The 17948-nt window shown below is 44.0% G+C and carries 16 protein-coding genes and 1 pseudogene; 7 read left to right on the top strand and 10 right to left on the bottom strand.

Features of this window, described 5'->3' with window-relative positions; genetic code table 11:
• Positions 1-54: 54 nt before the first annotated feature.
• Genes AC3IRK_RS13535 through AC3IRK_RS13520 form a run of 4 tightly spaced genes read right to left on the bottom strand, consistent with a single transcriptional unit; the run spans position 55 to position 2650 of the window.
• Entirely contained in the window at positions 55-330 is a 276-nt protein-coding gene (locus AC3IRK_RS13535) for a hypothetical protein (RefSeq protein ID WP_119923519.1), read from the bottom strand.
• A complete protein-coding gene (locus tag AC3IRK_RS13530; protein WP_489170085.1) occupies positions 327-1703 on the bottom strand; it encodes a hypothetical protein in 1377 nt (458 codons plus the stop codon). The genes AC3IRK_RS13535 and AC3IRK_RS13530 overlap by 4 nt, the downstream gene beginning before the upstream one ends.
• The gene (locus AC3IRK_RS13525; RefSeq protein ID WP_114594946.1) at positions 1648-2376 is read right to left on the bottom strand and encodes an ATP-binding cassette domain-containing protein; all 729 of its coding nucleotides are present in this window, start codon (positions 2374-2376) and stop codon (positions 1648-1650) included. Before AC3IRK_RS13525 ends, AC3IRK_RS13530 begins: the two co-directional genes overlap by 56 nt.
• A gap of 55 nt (positions 2377-2431) precedes the next feature.
• Positions 2432-2650, bottom strand: a complete 219-nt coding sequence (locus tag AC3IRK_RS13520; RefSeq protein WP_026830228.1) for a hypothetical protein — start codon at positions 2648-2650, stop codon at positions 2432-2434.
• A gap of 784 nt (positions 2651-3434) precedes the next feature.
• On the opposite strand from AC3IRK_RS13520, the gene AC3IRK_RS13515 reads away from it, so the two are divergent.
• Together AC3IRK_RS13515 and AC3IRK_RS13510 are read left to right on the top strand one after the other, a co-directional pair.
• Positions 3435-5519, top strand: a complete 2085-nt coding sequence (locus tag AC3IRK_RS13515; protein ID WP_489170084.1) for a sensor domain-containing protein — start codon at positions 3435-3437, stop codon at positions 5517-5519.
• Between the two features lie 226 nt (positions 5520-5745).
• Positions 5746-6564: a tyrosine-type recombinase/integrase gene (locus tag AC3IRK_RS13510; protein ID WP_489170083.1), complete on the top strand. Its 819-nt coding sequence runs from the start codon at positions 5746-5748 to the stop codon at positions 6562-6564.
• On the opposite strand, the gene AC3IRK_RS13505 is transcribed toward AC3IRK_RS13510, so the two are convergent.
• The 3 genes and pseudogenes from AC3IRK_RS13505 to AC3IRK_RS13495 form a co-directional block, all read right to left on the bottom strand.
• A complete protein-coding gene (locus AC3IRK_RS13505; RefSeq protein ID WP_489170082.1) occupies positions 6545-7018 on the bottom strand; it encodes a tyrosine-type recombinase/integrase in 474 nt (157 codons plus the stop codon). The genes AC3IRK_RS13510 and AC3IRK_RS13505 overlap by 20 nt on opposite strands.
• Before the next feature lie 179 nt (positions 7019-7197).
• Positions 7198-7374: pseudogene (locus tag AC3IRK_RS13500) on the bottom strand (tyrosine-type recombinase/integrase); the annotation flags it as partial.
• The gene (locus tag AC3IRK_RS13495; protein WP_489170081.1) at positions 7374-7808 is read right to left on the bottom strand and encodes a sigma factor; all 435 of its coding nucleotides are present in this window, start codon (positions 7806-7808) and stop codon (positions 7374-7376) included. The gene AC3IRK_RS13495 and the pseudogene AC3IRK_RS13500, both read right to left, overlap by 1 nt.
• Positions 7809-8264: 456 nt before the next feature.
• Here AC3IRK_RS13495 and AC3IRK_RS13490 point away from each other — a divergent pair, with 456 nt between their 5' ends.
• Positions 8265-8705 carry a hypothetical protein gene (locus AC3IRK_RS13490; protein ID WP_489170080.1) on the top strand — a complete coding sequence of 147 codons (441 nt, stop codon included), beginning with the start codon at positions 8265-8267 and terminating at the stop codon, positions 8703-8705.
• Positions 8706-8820: 115 nt separating this feature from the next.
• Positions 8821-10353 carry an FAD-dependent oxidoreductase gene (locus tag AC3IRK_RS13485; protein ID WP_489170079.1) on the top strand — a complete coding sequence of 511 codons (1533 nt, stop codon included), beginning with the start codon at positions 8821-8823 and terminating at the stop codon, positions 10351-10353.
• A gap of 40 nt (positions 10354-10393) precedes the next feature.
• Here AC3IRK_RS13485 and AC3IRK_RS13480 read toward each other — a convergent pair whose 3' ends face one another.
• Positions 10394-11071: a DUF3298 and DUF4163 domain-containing protein gene (locus AC3IRK_RS13480; protein ID WP_489170078.1), complete on the bottom strand. Its 678-nt coding sequence runs from the start codon at positions 11069-11071 to the stop codon at positions 10394-10396.
• A gap of 342 nt (positions 11072-11413) precedes the next feature.
• On the opposite strand from AC3IRK_RS13480, the gene desA reads away from it, so the two are divergent.
• Together desA and AC3IRK_RS13470 are read left to right on the top strand one after the other, a co-directional pair.
• Positions 11414-12433, top strand: coding sequence for a Delta(5) desaturase DesA (gene desA, locus AC3IRK_RS13475; RefSeq protein WP_188004747.1), 1020 nt, complete (start codon positions 11414-11416; stop codon positions 12431-12433).
• A gap of 126 nt (positions 12434-12559) precedes the next feature.
• On the top strand, positions 12560-13072 hold the full coding sequence (locus AC3IRK_RS13470) for a VanZ family protein (RefSeq protein ID WP_131972185.1): 513 nt from the start codon (positions 12560-12562) through the stop codon (positions 13070-13072).
• 55 nt (positions 13073-13127) lie between these two features.
• Here the strand turns inward: AC3IRK_RS13470 and AC3IRK_RS13465 are convergent, their stop codons facing one another.
• Positions 13128-13322 carry a hypothetical protein gene (locus tag AC3IRK_RS13465; RefSeq protein WP_131502347.1) on the bottom strand — a complete coding sequence of 65 codons (195 nt, stop codon included), beginning with the start codon at positions 13320-13322 and terminating at the stop codon, positions 13128-13130.
• Between the two features lie 362 nt (positions 13323-13684).
• On the opposite strand from AC3IRK_RS13465, the gene AC3IRK_RS13460 reads away from it, so the two are divergent.
• Positions 13685-15097 (top strand): ankyrin repeat domain-containing protein, encoded by a 1413-nt coding sequence (locus AC3IRK_RS13460; protein ID WP_489170077.1) that lies wholly within the window; start codon positions 13685-13687, stop codon positions 15095-15097.
• 81 nt (positions 15098-15178) lie between these two features.
• Here AC3IRK_RS13460 and AC3IRK_RS13455 read toward each other — a convergent pair whose 3' ends face one another.
• The gene (locus AC3IRK_RS13455; RefSeq protein ID WP_489170076.1) at positions 15179-17275 is read right to left on the bottom strand and encodes a 5'-nucleotidase C-terminal domain-containing protein; all 2097 of its coding nucleotides are present in this window, start codon (positions 17273-17275) and stop codon (positions 15179-15181) included.
• Positions 17276-17948 lie beyond the last annotated feature (673 nt).

Genomic DNA, 17948 nt, shown 5'->3' with positions numbered 1-17948 from the left:
ATAGTCACGACTAAACCAATTAACAGTACATAACTGATCAGGAGCAGCAGTGTCTCAGCTGTCATGTCGAGCAGAAGTCCGTCGCGTCTGCATGAATAATCCAAATAAAGTGAACAGTACGATAAAGGCGAGATACATGAGGAGCGCCTGTAATGTCAGTGAGAAATGTGTATTCAGTTCTTCTTTCGTCATCACAGTAGAAATTTTCAGACCAGTCATCGTTGTCACAACACTGGTTTCATTGATTTGGAAAAGCTCATAAATGTAATCAATCAGGAATATGACCGCCCAGATTACAGTTCCTACACCAATCAATTTTGTGATTTTCATTTTGCCACCTCGTATTCTTTCTTTAGTATGAGATACAATACACCGAGCAAGAACAATAATGCAGGGTATAGCGCACCGTCTATGCTGACAAGTACTGATAGGAGAATAATTAAGATAATCGTCAAGACGGAAGCAATCGTCTCATTGATATTGCTTTGTGATTTCGGAAACAAGAATCCTGCAATTGTTGCCGCAAAAAAGATATTGATCCCGTACAGATAAGGGTTCAAACTATTTGTCTCGACAATCCCGACATATAAGGCAGGGGCCATTAGAATGATCGACACTCCGAGTAGGGAGCCAAGCTCCATCAGCGGATGGATGCGGTATAATCCATACAGTTTGCGTACCGCCAACGTCGCATCTGCGTATGTGATCGTCACGATTCCTAAAATCGGCAAAAGGAATAACCACAGTTGCATCGTCCCCCCCAGACCCACTTGATAGAGCGCCCCGGCTGACATGACAGCTAATAATGCCCAGAAATAAAGGAAGTTCTTACTTCGAATAATGGCCGGCATCGTTGTTGCCAGTCCAATATTAAAAGCGGGCAAGCCCAACTTAAAGTAACTCTGACGCACATAAAGATGGTTGCGGGAGAAGAATAGGGTTTGCAGGAGATACGCAGCTCCGCCGATCAAGAGACTTCCTGCTAGTACGAATAGTGTTAGCGTAAGAATAGAGTATGGCAGCGTGCTGACCCAGACATCGATTTGAAATCGTGTCTTGATTAAATGAAAGGTCACCAGGCCGATTAGACATAAATCGAGCACGAATCCCAGGATGATGCGCTTAAGTCCGGACATTTTTTGTAACAGAGCTGCGTACAAAAAATCAAGAATCCAAAAGCTTGCGATAAAAACAGTATGTAGCGTCAAGAGCACAAGCAACGCAACTCCCCATTGCATCGGAATCAGCTTTAGTGCAGGTGCCACGATAATCATCAACAACTCAAAAAAGACAAGTGCGACACTCAACTTAAACAAGCGTTGACTGACATTGACTTCCCGTTCAGAAAAAGGAAGTGTTTGGGCGAAGAATAAAGAGTTCCGATTTAATGAGACTGTTGCGTTCAACAGAATGAACATGAACGTTCCTAAAATGAAAACGACATTGAAGTAACTGCTCAACGTCATTTTTCCTGCTAACAAGAGTGTCGCCTGATCAGCTTCTTTCGCATTGGTCGTCAACGTCGAAAGTTGGACCATATTTAAATAAAAGTATCCGAGGTAGGCTGCCGTCAGCAGTAGTAATAATCCGTAACGGTTCAATCGGCTACGAAAGAACGGACGATTGAACAAACCATGAAATGTATCGTTATAGAAGAACTTCAGAAGACATAAAATGTTTTTGGACGATGGCGAACTTCTCACGCAAGACCTCCTCTTGTTTTATGACTTGTGTCAATTCTTCGGGAGACCCCTCAAAGTGTATAAGGGAACCATGACGCATGAGTCTGACGTCATTCGGAAAACGATCAATCGTGTTCCGTTCATGCGATACGATGATGATTTTCTTCGTCTCGCCAACCGCTGCGAACAGCTCCTGTACAAGAAGGGATGTATCGAAATCCAGTCCGCCGAAAATTTCATCCGCGATTATATACTCAGTATTGGCAGCGAGTGCTGCAACAATTTGAATTTTCTTCTTCATTCCAAAGGAGTACGATTCGATGGTTTTATGTTGTCCATCCGCTAAATCGAGTAGTTCGATTAAGATGGGTGCTTTCTCATACTCACTTGTCTCGTATCGACTTAAAACGAACTGGACATATTCTTTACCTGTCATGTATCCAGGTAAATAAAAATCTGAAGGCAGATAGAAGAACTTAGACTTATATGCTTTGCTACCTGGAGATAATGCATCAATCAAAATCTCACCACGATCTGCTTCGAGTAAGTTTGTCATCATGTTTAGTAATGTCGTTTTCCCACTACCATTTGTCCCGACGATCACAGAAACACCGGTTTTTGAGAACGTTGTTGATAATTGATCAATAATACAATTTTTTTTGAACGACTTCGTTAACTGTTTGATTTCAATCATTTTCTCGCCTCCTAAGAAAAACGGGAGCCCGAAGAGCCCCCGCTTATTAAGTACGTTACGAGGCTTTACAGCCAATACCCATTTGCCAAATCTTTGGCCAATTCAGCTTTACGTTTCCGTTAAAGCTGTAGCCGCGGCTTGTGCAATAAAAGGCATATGCAAAAATTCCAACTAAAAGGACTAACGCAAAAACCATCCAGAACCATTTGTTTTCGATCATGTTAAAGAACTTTTCTTCCAATGATAACTGATACGACACGAACATTGCAGACATCCGAATTCCTCCTTTCTCTTTTAAGATAGAAAGTTATTCATCCTCATGAAACATGGCATTAGTTTTTTGAAGAGAAAATTAAAACTTCCTTCCACTTGATTGTAACAAAAATTCCAATATTAGGAACGAGTCCTTTTGGAGCATCTTACTCAACGAATAATCATGACTTTTCTACCGAGGATTTCTCTAATACTAGTAGTTTATTAACTTGTTTTATAAATATCTGAATGGAACGTCCTACAAAAAGTAAAGATTATTCTCATAGTAGAATTAGATATATTATGGAAGAGGTGTTTGACATTACGTATTAATTGAGAAAACGATGACATAAACATGTATCGTTTTTAAGTGTGGGTCAGATAGTCTTCAGGGGATTTTTAGAGGATGGATAATTTGGGATGTTCCTGTGAGCTGAGCGATAGGTAAGTGTTGAAGTAGTGATCATATATTCGAACAGACGATAAAACAAAAACGGGCTTGGATGAAGTGAAATTTGAAGAGACCGACAAAAGCGGAACTTTTTGTTTGATTAAGGAGTTCAGCCTTTGGACTATGAGAAGCGCATAGTTAAGCAGTTTTTAATCTATATTAGTGATACAACCTTTACTTGATTAAAGTAAGAGCTATTTTTATTACTTTTTTTTAAAATGATGCATGTCAGACTCACTAGTGTGATAGAAACAAATACTATTTACAATTTAAACTAATTGATGAAGTTGTCCGATAATATAGTACAAGATTAGGCAAAATCATTAACGATTTGATGAGAGGACTGTACAAATATATGCTCAATGTTTTTAAAAAATCAAGTGAGATTTTAAAACCACGTGCACACGTTGTTTTATCAGGCTCTCTGAATGAAGATATGAATTTCCTAGAGGGGCACCCTGATGCCATTTTTATATTAAATACAAAAGGTGAAATATTAACATGCAATAGTAAGTTACTTGTTCTCTTAGGATACAAAAGGGAAGAACTTAAAAGCTTTTTAGAAGAAGTCGTCCCACCGACTCATCGGGAAGAGGTAAAAGAGTCTTTTCAAAGTACTCTTAAAGGCAAGACAGTTCATTATTCAATTGTAATTCGCCAGCAGAATGGCCAATCGCTTACAACGGAAATCACAAATATTCCGTACTATCAAGAAGGCGTAATTAGCGGAGTATATGGCATCGTGCGTGATGTTACGGAAGAACAAACCTTTAAAAAGAATTATGCAGAATTGTTAAAACGAAATGAAGAAGAAGTATGGCGTTTAGCCACTCATGATCATGTTACAAAGCTACCGAATCGTTTTTATCTTATGAATACAGCAGAGCAATGGCTTAATGAAGATAAAAGCATGACTGTAATAGCAATTAGTTTTAATCAAATCAGCGAAATAAACCGTACTTTGGGATACACGTATGGGGATGTATGGCTTCACGCGACGGCACAGCTCTTAAAAAACAACACACCTAAAGAGGCGTTCATCGGACAGTTGATAGGTGATGATTATGTAATTTTACTTCCCGAGTTGATAGGGTTCAATAAAGAGGAATGGATCGAAACGCTTTTATCGTTTAATAATCATAAATTTAGTTTAGAGTCGTACGAATGGTATGCCAAAGTTTCATTAGGAGTAAGTAACAGTAGTCCTGGTGAAGACGAAAAAGCCGAAACTTTAATCCGCCATGCTAATATTGCTTTGGATCGATCTAAAAAAAGTACTACTAAAGTCCATATTTATGATGCCTATTTAGACATTGAGGCATTTAAGCGTTATAAAATCTATTCAGACTTACGCTATGCGGTTTTGCGAGAAGAATTGTTTTTGGAATACCAACCAAAAGTAAATGCATGGACTGGTAAAGTGGAAGGTGCAGAAGCATTAATTCGCTGGGATCATCCGAAGTGGGGTCGTATTCCTCCGAATGATTTTATTCCACTTGCAGAGGAAAGTTCTGTCCATCTGAAAATTGCGGATTGGGTCGTAGAAGAAACATGTAGACAACTATCGGAATGGAAAAAGCAAAATCTTTTACTAGTACCTATCTCAATAAATGTTTCTCCCAAAAGATTATTACATGGTGATTTTGCAGAGGTTGTCTTTAAAAACTTAAGAAAACATAAGTTACCTTCTTCCTTGTTTGAAATTGAGATTTCAGAAACAGATATTTTATATGAAAATGTAAAAATCTCAGAAACACTGCGTCAATTGCATGATAAAGGGATAAGTATCTCTTTAGATGATTTTGGAAAAGGATATTCCTCTATTTCTTATCTACAGGACTATCCGATTGATACGATTAAAATAGATCGTAAGTTTATCAAGGATATTGATTCAGAAATTCGTGCCCGTTCCATCGTAAGGTCCGCAATTTTTATTGGTCAAGAGTTTAGATTGAATATTGTAGCGGAAGGCGTAGAAACTGCTGCGCAATTACAAGTTCTTCGCGGATTAGATTGTCCTACTATTCAAGGCTATTTATTCAGTCAACCTTTACTAGAAGCGGATTTTGCTGAAGTATTATCACGTCAACTGTTACTACCGAAAGAAGAGATTACTAATAAAGAGATTGCTACGTTATCGTTGCAGGCGAAATTGACAATTGATCGTATTGACGACGTGCCGGTGAAAATTGGCTCCTCTGTCATCATGATTTGCAGAACTAATTTGAAAAACTTAACTTTTTATTCTAACATTCGTTTTCCTGTTAAAGAGGAAGTGGAGTATAGATTGACTGTAGAGTTAACGGATAGATTTCAGGATGTTTCAATCCGGCTTCACGCTATGAAAGAGCTCTCAAACGGATTGCTGGAATATGAAGGATACTATACCAGCATTCATCAATCACATATCGTCATCACTGCCTTTCAAAACCTTAGATGAAGTAAAGCTTTAAAGTGCCGCTGACCTGTAGTCTCTTCCAGTTTTATCTTTATATACGAAGTTAGGCTGAGTGACAATATTAAGAAAGAAACAATCAAATAGTACAAACTCTCCGATTTTTCTACATTTTAAAAAGTTCACGGGTAGAGTTATTATATGAATGGGATTGAATAAAAAGTGAATGGGGAATTGAGGGGGAAATACTTTCTAAAAGGAGGTTCTTCTCATGACACATTTTGAATATCTAGACCACTATTTGAAAACGCATCTTTTTTATAGTAAATCGACAATCAAAGCATATCGCAGTGATTTACGACAAATGAAAAATCATCAAATTGAATGGTCAATGAAATCCTTGCAACGTTACTTTAATGAGTTGATTAAACGATACAAACCAACGACCGCGATGCGGCGATATCATGCCTTGATGGCACTGGGAAATGAACTCATCCGAGCGAAACGTCTCAAAGTTAATCCGATGAAACAAGTCCGTCCGATTGTTCACCAGCATATCCAACAACGTGAGCATCATCCACTCGAAGAAACGATTCAAATGATTCGTCACATTACGGATCCGACCTATCGTCTCTTCTTTGAACTTATCAGTCAAACGGGCCTCCGCTTTATGGAGGCCCGTTTGTTGTCGATCGAGGATATTCAGTTTGCGAAGTCGACGTTACTTGTACGACATGGGAAAGGACGACGATTGCGGACGGTTCCGCTTGGAGAAGGACTTGTGAGTAAGTTTCGAACGTTTTTAGAAGGACGGAAGACAGGGCTCGTCTTTCAGTCTGTCCGAGGCAAAGCCATCAATGAGCAGTCGGCTCGTGATGCATTACGTAAGCAGTCGCTTGCTACGCGTGGACGATCGTTACATCCGCATGACTTACGTGTTTCGTTTGCAACGTATCTCTATCAGACAGGCAACCGTAAATTGCTTGAGATTCAACAATTACTGGGTCACGGCAGTTCCCGAACGACGGAAGGCTATATCCTGACGGAAGAAACGAAGCTCCAGCAAATCATCAATGCGTTATCGGCATGAGACGGTTGATTGAGGACCGGGCGACTTCTGACGACGGTAAGATATACTGTTGCGTCGTCTTCGCGTCACTATGGCCGAGCAGGCGCATGACAGTCAGTAAATCAGCGCGATGTTCCCGATAAATTGTCGTCGCGAACGTGACCCGTAAATCGTGTGGTCGGAGTGTCCGTTTTAAGACATTTTGACTGGCAAGCCGGAGTTGTTTCCGGGTCTGATTCGGGTCCAGCAAGCCTCCGGCAGTGTTTTGAAATAAGGGATCATTTGGTTGAATGTCAAGATAGCGCTTCAGGACAGTAACCAGTTCGTTATGCAGGGGAACGTAGCGTGTTTTCTGTCCCTTGCCGTGACGGACAAACAGTTGGCGTTCGATGAGATCGAGATCGGTTTGGCGTAACTGTCGTGCTTCGTTGAACCGAAGACCTGTATGTAACAGTAGGAAGTAGAACGTATACAACGTATCGTCTTGCAGGGTCTCAATGACACGTCTCGCTTCGGTGTAACTAAAGGCAGTCCGGTGTTTTGGAAGTGGACGGGTCGGTTTCTTAATCTGGGATAACGGGTTTGAAGGAATTGATTTTCAGCGACTAAGGCATCAAATAATGTGGCCAATGCATGAATCCGTCGGGAGACGGTCGTTGGGGCATAGGTTTGTTTTAAGAACGAGATATAGCGATGGAGGGAAGGGATATCAATCGTTTTAGCGTGGGCACAAAAATGCCGGACGTCGGCGCGATAGGCTTTTTTCGTCAGCGGACTGTAGCTCGGTGACTGTTCGATGATGGCCAGTAACCGGTCCAAGTAAAACGTCATCATAGGAGTATGTCCTGGACTTTCTGTTTGAGTTCCGACTTGAGCGACCGGAGACGCGCGGGTGAGTAACCGAGCAATTCCTCATTTCCGTGAAGCAGAGCTTGAAGAATCGCGAATTCCTTAAGGGATAGTTCCTGCTTCAGTTGATCGAGTAAGTAGGTGAACGAGACTTGCTGCTGACGGGGGAGTTCCGGTAGGGTCTCAACGGCGACTTCACCGGCAAGTGTCCGGTTGCGGGTGGCCAAGTAATCGAGCATCGCGCCTTTGGCCCGGATCCTGGCGAAAGTCACGGTCATGACTTTGCCTTCTTCAATTGATTTCCAAAGACGAAGCAAAGCAGCCTGGCGGCATTCATCCTGTTCATTCGGATGAATCGAGAGACGGGAGAGAAGAGAATTGACGAGGGGCATCCATTGTTTTAACGCTTCATTCATATAAGAGAATCCAATCTGAGATATGCATATCTATGTATTCCGCGGTAGTTTCAGTATAAGTAGAGTTATCCTGAAGAGAGTGACGGAAACAGGCGGGTTTTCAAGTGATTTTTCGTGTTCAGTCGAAGAAATGACGACAGTTGGCAATTGGAAAGTTTAGAAAACCGTTGGCATAATTCAAAAAAGACGATTTGAAAAGAGAGGATAACTCTACTTATCCTAAGGGGTGTTCGAAAAAGAAAATCCTTTTTTGCAAGTCGTTACTACACAATTATTCTACAGTCTGAAAAACCAAGGATAAAAGAAAAGACGAGATTTTTCAGATACTGCTTTCCTTGATGTGCAATAGAGAAGTAGAAGCGGATTGGCTGAAGGTGATACGGTAATTAAACCGGTAACGTTAATCTTCAACACGAACAATAATACTATTAAAAAGAAAAGGTTGGTTGAAATGGGATGAATTTAAAGAAAAAACGCCTGCGCATAACACTCATCCTAATTGGTGGTTTCCTGTTGCTAAATCTTGTCTGGTACGGGGTTACGGCGGTTCAGTACAAACCATTCGTTTCGGCTGTACCGGATTTTGATGGCGTACACAGTATGATGCAAGACGGTTTCTCCTATACGGTGGAGACACCTGACTACCTGTCTTATACAGGTAGACTGATGATCGCTGACAAACAAGCCGGATTGGCAGTCGGTGTATACCCACATTTGTTTCAAGACGACACGTACGAAGTCTGGATTCAAGAAGGATTGAATGGATATCTTCTTGACGTCAACAATCGTTTGGAACTACTCGAACCGTACGACGAGCAACAAGATGTACTTAATCGGAATAAATCGGAAATCACGCGTCTCATGGACCAAGTGAAGAGTGTGTTTTCACTTGATTGAATAACTATCTGAACCCAATTAAAATGTACTATTCATGTATGTTTTTAAAAGAACAAGGGTAATTGTAACTGTTAGCTAAGGGAATAAAAACTGACATTTACGGAGGCGGAGAATAATGAAGAAGCTGGATGGATTTCCAACATCGTACTGGCGCACTTCGATTGAACCATCGAATTATCCGAAACTGGAAACAAATCTAACAAGTGACGTCGTTGTCATCGGGGCAGGCATCGCCGGACTCGTCACGGCTGTTCAACTGATTGAACGGGGCTATGACGTGACGTTGATCGAGGCTGACCGGATTGCAAGCGGGACGACCGGCTATACGACAGCAAAAGTTTCATCACAGCACGGCTTGATTTATGACGAACTGATCCAGACGTTTGGCGAAGAGAAAGCACGGCTCTATCACGAAGCGAATGAAGAGGCGATTCGGTTCCTCCGTGATCAGACAACACGCCTGGCGATCGAGTGTGAGCTTGAGGAACAGGATGCTTATCTGTATGTCGCGTCAAGCGGACCGAAACACAAGCAACTGATCAAAGAAGCAGAGGCATACAGCCGGCTTGGAATCAACGGCGGAGACGCGACGGAAGAGGTCAAAGGCAAGTTACCGTATCCTGTCGAACAGGCCCTCGTCATTCGCAATCAAGCTCAGTTCCATCCGGTGAAATACTTACTTGGTCTGGCCCGTTATTTCACGGAACAAGGCGGAAAGCTGTATGAACAGACGCGGGCGACGTCTGTCGAGTCGAAACGGACACCGACGGTATTGCTTGAATCCGGTCACCGGATTGAAGCGAAGAAAGTCATCGTCGCAACACACTTTCCATTTAACGACTTCAAGGGACTCTACTTCTCGAAACTCGAAGTTCACCGCTCTTACATCGTCTCGGGACTTGTTCCGGAAGAGTTCCCGGACGGTATGTTCATGAGCGCGGACAAACCGAGCCGGTCGCTCCGTCACGTGCACACGGCGCACGGGAAACGGCTTGGGCTGTTCGGTGGGGAGAACCACCTGTCGGGACATCAGACGGATACGAAAACGAACTATCAAGCGTTGGGTCATTTCGCCGAGAGTGAGTTTGGGGTAGCTGAAATTGATCAATTTTGGTCGGCGCAGGATTTGATTTCACTCGATAAAGTGCCGTATATCGGTCAGATGACGAGTGATGATCCGAACATCTTGATCGCGACTGGATTTGCCAAGTGGGGGATGACGAACGGGATTGCGGCAGGTCTTCTCTTGTCCGATTTATTAACGGGAACGCCGAACCGCTTCAAGGGATTGTTTGATCCGAACCGGTCGAAGTTGCATAAACAGGATGCCAAACAATTCGCGAAGAACAATGCCGATGTCGCAATCGAATTGCTGAAAGGGAAAGTGACCCGTGCCAGTCAATCGGCGGACGAACTCGGTATTGATGAAGGGGGACTTGTCCGTCATGCCGGGAAGACGGTCGGAGGATACCGAGACGAATCCGGTGAGTTACATCTCGTCAAGACGACCTGTACGCATATGGGGTGTGACGTCAAATGGAACAACGGGGAACGATCGTGGGATTGTCCGTGTCACGGCTCGCGGTTTGATTACGAGGGGAACGTGCTCGAAGGACCGGCAGTCAAACCATTGAAAAAATTAAACTGACTAAAAAACATCCACGCCCATTGATGCGTGGATGTTTTGATTAGTTGTAAACACTTTTCGGAACAAAGATTTCCGGCTGACCTGTCGAATAAGGCGCAATCTCGTAAGACTGGAAGACGACCTTGATGCCATCCTTCATCATCAGATATTCTGATTTTTTTGAGACATCGACGTCACCCAATGTATCGACGAAGTAATCGTCATTGTTTTTTAATTTATTGTAGATGTACTTCTCAACTTTTTTAAACTGTGTCGATGTTTTTAAGACGCTTGTGAGTGGCACTTCTTTACCTGTTTTCAATGAGTAGTTGACCCCATATTTATAACCAAATCCGTGGGCACCGCCTGTATAAGAATAATCCGACAAGGTGAATGTCAAATAAGACGTGTTATTTCCAGTAACTTTATAAGACGTGCTGTATGTATAGTTGCACATCGACGGATTTTTTTTGCAGTAAGAGGTTTTTCTTTCTTCTTTCTCGAAGGCTTCGATCTCTAAATAGTTTTGATAGGCGAACTTGGAGAAATCAGCTAGGTCAGCGTTGATCGTTTTTTGGACACTCGTCGATGGACCTTTCGTGACATATGGGTACTTCAATGCCTTTTTATCTTTTGCGTACTTTGTGATGACGGTTGGTTTCGTCGCTGCATCAACAGACAAAGTGGTCGGTAAAAGTAATGTCGCTGACAGCAGGGGGATGAACCAGGATTTTTTCATAAGTAATCGCTCCTTTTATTTGATAAGATTCCTCTAGTATACGAAATAGAAACTATTTTTGGAAGTATTTTCCTTGGTATTCATTTATCTGAAAACAAATATTTTATGTCCGTCTGACCTTAAATATTTCGAATGATATCAGAATTTAATATTCAATCTGATTTTTAATGTGCTATAATTACCTGGTAATAAAAATATTCAAGCGTTTAACTATATCGGTCGGGTCGATCTTCATGTGGATGTTACGAATTCACCGTCACGAACGCCGTTTACAGGTTTCATATCAAGTTCATTTCATAGTAGCGTCGTGAACGCTGTACGAATTCGAGGAGGAAGCAACACATGAGTAAAGAAAAAATCGCCCAGCTTCGCAAACACGTTTCGCCTTTTGAGAAGGCAGACGTCAAATCAAGCGTCCGGCAAATGATCAATACGATCCTGCCGTTTCTCGTCGCCTGGTTCCTGGCCTATCAAGCCTTACAGATTTCTGTTTGGCTCGCTGTTCCGCTTGCGATCGTCGCAGCCGGTTTCGTCGTCCGGATGTTCATCATCTTCCACGACTGTACACACGGGTCATTCTTCAAAAACAAAAAGGCCAATGCAGTCGTCGGAACGATTACTGGCATTCTGACTTTATTCCCGTATGAGAAGTGGAAACGGGAGCACTCGATTCACCACGCATCCAGTGGGAACTTGGACAAACGCGGTGTCGGTGACATTTGGGTCATGACAATCGAAGAATATGTCGAAGCTTCAAAATGGACGCGTTTGAAATATCGTCTTTACCGTAATCCGTTCGTCATGTTTGGTCTTGGACCACTCCTGTTGATTTTAGTCGTCAGCCGCTTTAACCGGAAAGATGCCCGGAAAAAAGAACGTATCAATACGCATGTCATCAATGCGTCACTAATCGTCTTATACGGCATCATGATTTACTTCATCGGATGGCAGGCGTTCCTGATCATTCAAGGAACAACGATGTTCACGGCAGGCGTACTCGGAATCTGGTTATTCTACGTCCAGCATACGTTCGAAGACTCGTATTTCGAGGATGAGAGCGAATGGGATTACGTCAAGGCAGCTATCGAAGGCAGCTCATACTATGAATTGCCGAAAGTCTTGCAGTGGGTAACAGGGAACATCGGTTTCCACCACGTTCACCACTTAAGTCCGCGTGTACCGAACTACAACTTAGAAAAAGCGCATACGGCGACACCACCGCTTCAAAAGGCAACGACAATCGGCTTGTTCTCAAGTCTGAAGTCGCTGCGTTACAAGCTGTATGACGCTAAAAATAAAACGTTCGTGACGTTCGGGGAAATCAAGCATCTCTTGCGTGAACCGAAAACGTCTGTCTCATAAACGATAGGGTCTTACTTCTTTTTAAAAGGAGTAAGGCTTTTTTTGTTGCGAACTCCGACTTTTGCCGTATGTCTCGCCCGGGAATCCATGGTACGATGGCAAGTATTGAAAAGGAGGGATGTTCGGATGCGTCGCCCATCAATCGGCTACATCATGGCAGGAGCTATTTTGCTTTTATTATTTGGATTCAGTTCGATGAGTTATCAGCAACAATCCTTGATTCCGTTTCTGACGAATCATATCCCACTCGGATGGGTCTATGCCTTTTCGTTCGTCTCGTTTCATTATGAGGTGCCGATTAGTGTCGCAGCCCTGGGACCCGCAGCATTCCTTGAATTTTTCATCCGTAAAGGGATGCATGCCGGCCTGTTCTTCATCCTCGGGACAAGCCTCGTCCATGTCTTGCGTCTGCGCGGCTATCGTCCGGTTCCGGCTGCTTTCTTTGCCGCGACGACAGCGATGACCGTCGGAGTGTTCGATGAGTTCCATCAGCAATTGACCGGCGGACGGACCCCGCTCGTCGGAGACGTCCTCATTGATGGCAGTGGGGCTGTATTTGGAATTGTTCTGTATACGGCCATTCGCCTGTTTATCAAAGCCGACCGAATCGTTAAGACTGAGTACTTGCAGTCGAGTTAAAGACAAAAATACCCGGTCGTCTCAATCTTGCTGAGGCGACCGGGTATTTGGACGATTAGAAGCGTTGGACCCATTCGATTTTATATTGCGTCCGACCGAATTGTTTACGAAGCATCGTATCTGCTTTTTTCCGCGCTGCCGTGTGGTCACCGGCTTTAATGATCAGGCGATCTGTGTCCACGATTTCATCCTGTTCGATAACTTGATATTGAATCGTATATTCCTTATTAAAAAGTCCTAATAATCCCAAGAAAATCACTCCCATATTCTTCATTCTAGTAGTTAGTATATGGTATTTAAGAGGGAATAGCAATTTAAATAAATGACTATTGTCGCACCTGTAACTAAAAATTATATGGTTCTAAAGAATCACTCGTCTAATGTTTCAAATGTTACGATTGATGTTGGTATAACTAGATAAATGGTGTTTGAAAGTGGCTTTTAATCAACTTATTTATAACTTTCATGAGTCTTTAGACATACTTAGGGGGAATATATTTTTATCCTTAAAATATATTTAAATATAATGATTTGGATGATTAACAAGAATTGCCTTGGAACTCTTATGGAATTATCGGTATGATAAGAGGAGTGAGAAAAAGAGGTGAACCAATGCATGAGGAAATGAAACAAATCAGACAGAGACAACAGTCCGCGACCGTACGAGAGCGACTTTATTTTTGGTTACTCTTGCTGAGTACACTCGTAACGGGTTGTGGCTTAATCATCGGGATTCTGACACTTGAAACAATAGGGATCATAATCGTTGGAACGGCCCTTCTTTTACTCGGTATGTTCTGGGTTCGTCAGTGGATTCGTGTCATGACCATCCGGACGGACGGGATGGTGCTGAGTGAACAGCAGCAGCCGCTTGTTTATGAACAACTTCGGCAGGATGCGGAACGACTGGGATTCTGGAAGGTGCCGGAAATCATCGTAACAAACCATAAGACAATCAAACGTCCACGGACGATCGGCTTGTTTCAAAAGTATCTGCTTGTCTTACCGACCGGTTATCCGGTCGATGAGGCGACGCGTTTCGAACTGTTGCGCGAGCTCGTCCATTTAAAACAGAACCACGAAGAGAAACGGATGCTACTGTTGCTCGGGAGTTGGGTGCCGTTCCTGAGAAGTGCTTATCTCCGGGCATGCGAAGAGACGGCTGACCGGCTGGCACTGGCTTGTCTTGCAGAAGAGGAACGTGTCCCGGCGCTTGTCCGGTCCGTTGTCGGTCCTGTCTCCTGGCAGACGTTGAACCTTGATGCCTATATCGGTCAAAAACGCCAACCGATGCCGTTTGCCGCAGCGCTCAGTGAATTGTTCCGAAATCAGTCGTCCATTTCCCGGCGGTTGACGTTTGCCGGACTCGACGCTCCGCGAAAACAGTCGACCCGTATTGCGAGTGCCGTCGTCGTCAGTCTGAGCTGTCTGGCCCTGGCCGGTCTGGTCTTCGCCGTGACCAAGCTTGAGTTGCCCACTTGGTGGACGAATGGTGCCTCTTCCGTTGCCCAACAGACGGCGAAAGAAGATCTTGGAGAATCGAAACTGATGGCGGCGATTCAAAAGGGGACGCTCGCAGAAATCGAAACGTTGATTCCGAAGAGTGATATGCAGGCAGTCGATGCCGACGGCGATACGGCCCTGCATTATCTCGGGTACCGCAAGTCGAGTGAGGGGCTGGAAACAGTCTTTAAAGCCTTGCTTGCTGCCGGCAGTGATGTCGACGCCGTCAATGAGTTCGGCGAACGGCCGTTCATCACAGCGGTCTACAGCAACAACAAGGAATTAGTTGAGCTGTACTTAGAACGGGGTGAGAAGATCAATCAACAGGACGACGAGAAATACACACCACTCCATCACGCGGTTGAAGGCGAAGGAAAAGAGACCGTCCAACTATTGCTTGAGCGGGGCGCCGATCCGGCAATCAAAAATGCCGATGGTTATACCCCATTGATGATGGCACAGGAGTATGAGCTTGATGACATCATCATCTTGCTGAAACAAAATCAGACCCAGACGTTATGAATATAACAACAGGATGGGATATGATCCGCCTCCTGAAGACGCAAAAAGACCGGCTGTTAAGCCCGGTCTTTTTTTGCGGAATTATTTTGTTTCTGCTTTTGTATCAACGATCCGGCCTTCGATTTTGTAATCGACTTGACCGAGTGTTTTCGTAAAGTCGCGGAGGTTTTCCCAGTCCGAGAGACCAAGATCCGTCACACGGCCGGCTTTATAAGCCACTTCGAACGGTGTGAGTCCGTCGCCACCTTTTGCTGTGAAGGCATTAGTTGCGATGACATACGTTTTCGCAAGGTCAAGGGCTTCAAACGTATCGCCGTTTTTGACTTCTACTTTCGTGACACGGTCGCCTTTTGCGAGTTTGCTGCTGTATTCGAACTTCATGCCTGAGACGTGGAGGAAACCGCCGTTTTCGATTGGAGCGACGCCAACGCTGATTTCAAGCAAGTCTTTGATTTCCTGACCTGTCAATTTCGCTGTTGCGAGTGTGTTACCGAATGGAAGTGTCGTTAAGACTTCACCGACCGTGAGTGGACCGGCATTGATGGCAGCACGGATTCCACCACCGTTTTGCATCGCGATGACAGTCTCTGAATTGTACTCTTTAGCTTTTTTAAGCATACCGTCTGTGATCAGGTTTCCGAGTGCCGTTTCGCTGTTCCGGACACTGACTTCGCCACGCGGGTTCACAAGTTCGTTGACGATGTTCGCGCCGACTTCTTCGTTTTTAAGTTCTGTGATTTGATCAGCGTACGGTTTAAGGATAGACGCGGCAGTAGCATCTTCTGCTGCTTTCGAGACGTCGATCAATGATCCTTTATACTCTGTCAATTTCCCTTTGTAGTCGAACGTCAGGTTAAGATTTCCGAGGAAATCACCGTACTGGTAAGCTTGAGCGATGATAGTCGGCTCTGCTTTACCCGGTACGACCGTATCATCGACGACGACCGGTGTTTCGAGTTTCGTATGCGAGTGACCACCGACGATGACATCGATGCCGTCCACATTACGAGCGAGCAACTGATCGTTGTCGACGGCCGGATTGTCATCGAAACCGATGTGCGTCAAGGCGACGATTTTGTTGACGCCACGGTCTTCGAGTTTTTTGACGGCTGCTTTCGCGCTGTCGATGTAGTTCGCGAAGGCGACAGTTCCCGGACTCGAGATATCGGCCGTTTCTTCTGTCGTCAGACCGAAGAAACCGATTTTTTGTCCTTTGTATTCTTTAATGATGCCTTGATAGATTTTACCTTTTTCAGGACCGGCTGTGATCGTTTTCGATTGCAGACCGCCGAGTAATTCGTTTTTGCTGAAATCGACGTTCGCTGTGATGAACGGGAATTTCGCTTTCGTGACGAATTCTTGTAACGCGAGATGGTTGTCTGCATCCCCGAGATCGAACTCATGGTTACCGAACGTCATCATGTCGTATTTCATATAGTTCATCAGTTTGAGATCGGCTTGTCCTTTGAACTTATTGAAGTAAAGGGAACCGGAGAAGACATCGCCTGCGTCAAGTAACAGTGATGGTGTGCCGTCTGCTTTATAGGCAGTGCGGAGTTCTTTAATGACGGTTGCGCGTTTCGGTGCTTTATCAAGGTTTGCGTGCGTATCGTTCGTGTGCATCAAACCGATTGAGAAATCATCTTTATTGATATCGAGGACGTTGATTTTTGCTTTGAGTGTGATTGTTTTTCCGAGACGTGTGTAACTCGCGACGGCATATTTCACGCCGGCTTCGCTCGTATCGACTTTCGACCAGCGAACCGGCTTGTCGTAGACACGGCCTGTCGCATAGAGGACAGCCAACGTTTTCGGAAGTTCCGGTTTTTCACCGACATAGATCGTCTGTTCTTTGACACTTTCAACGAACTTGACGGCATAGTTTTGAATGAGGATTTTCACTTCGATCGGTGATTTCTTCTTGCCATACGTTCCTTTGACCGTCTGATAGCGGTTGAAGATGTGACGATCATAATTTTTCCACGTGATTTTCTCGCCCTTGTATGTAGCAGGTAACTTGACCGGGGCACCTTTTGTGAAGACGAGTGACTTGAGTTTGACCGTTTTGACCTTGACATGCGTTGCTGCCGATACAGTAGTCTGTGCAACCGGCACGATTGCCGATGTCGTCAGGGCGACAGCGACGGCTGCCGCGTAAAGCGGTTTTGATTTATACATGCGTAAAAATCCTCCTTCAAAGTGGGTGTATGAATACAAGGTCGAAATGCGATCGTTGACCTCTTCTTCTACTATAAGTCGTTCTTGACAGGTGGTGCGATAAAACTTTTGTAAAATTCGTAAATTCTTAGGTCGGACGACATGACAACCAGCGGGAGACGTCCGTTTCAGCACGTTTTTCTGGTTAATTTGACCTAAACATGTAAAATGATAACGCTTTCATTATAATCTGTCCGAATGAAAAAAGAAACGGAAATATACATCAAATCGTCAAACATTCCCATTAATTGATAATCTACTGGTGGAGTTCAGTGCATGAGTTCGGTATGATGAAGAAATGAGGAAACCGCGGGAGGAGAGCAACAAGACGATGAAAGAGACGATTCAAGGCACCATGGTTTTGGTCATCTTATGTGTGATGAGCATTTTACTGATTTGGGGATTGTCGTCCCCGCCCACGACGATTGAATTTCCACTTCTATCCCATTCCAAACCAGTCAGTAGCGATGTCTTTCATACCGCTGCCGACTGGTTTTTTTATCGGGGAGAAAGCTACAGTTTGGTGTCGGTTTGCCCAATACATTGACATGAATTTTAACGATGGCTAGAATTGATTAAGTGTATGGCACCCGGTGCCTGCTTTTTTAATAGGAAAAGAGTGCTTGAAAAGGAA

Source organism: Exiguobacterium sp. GL_137, assembly GCF_057834585.1.
The sequence above is the reverse complement of the archived record's forward strand: the minus strand, read 5'-3'. Positions and strand labels throughout refer to the sequence as shown.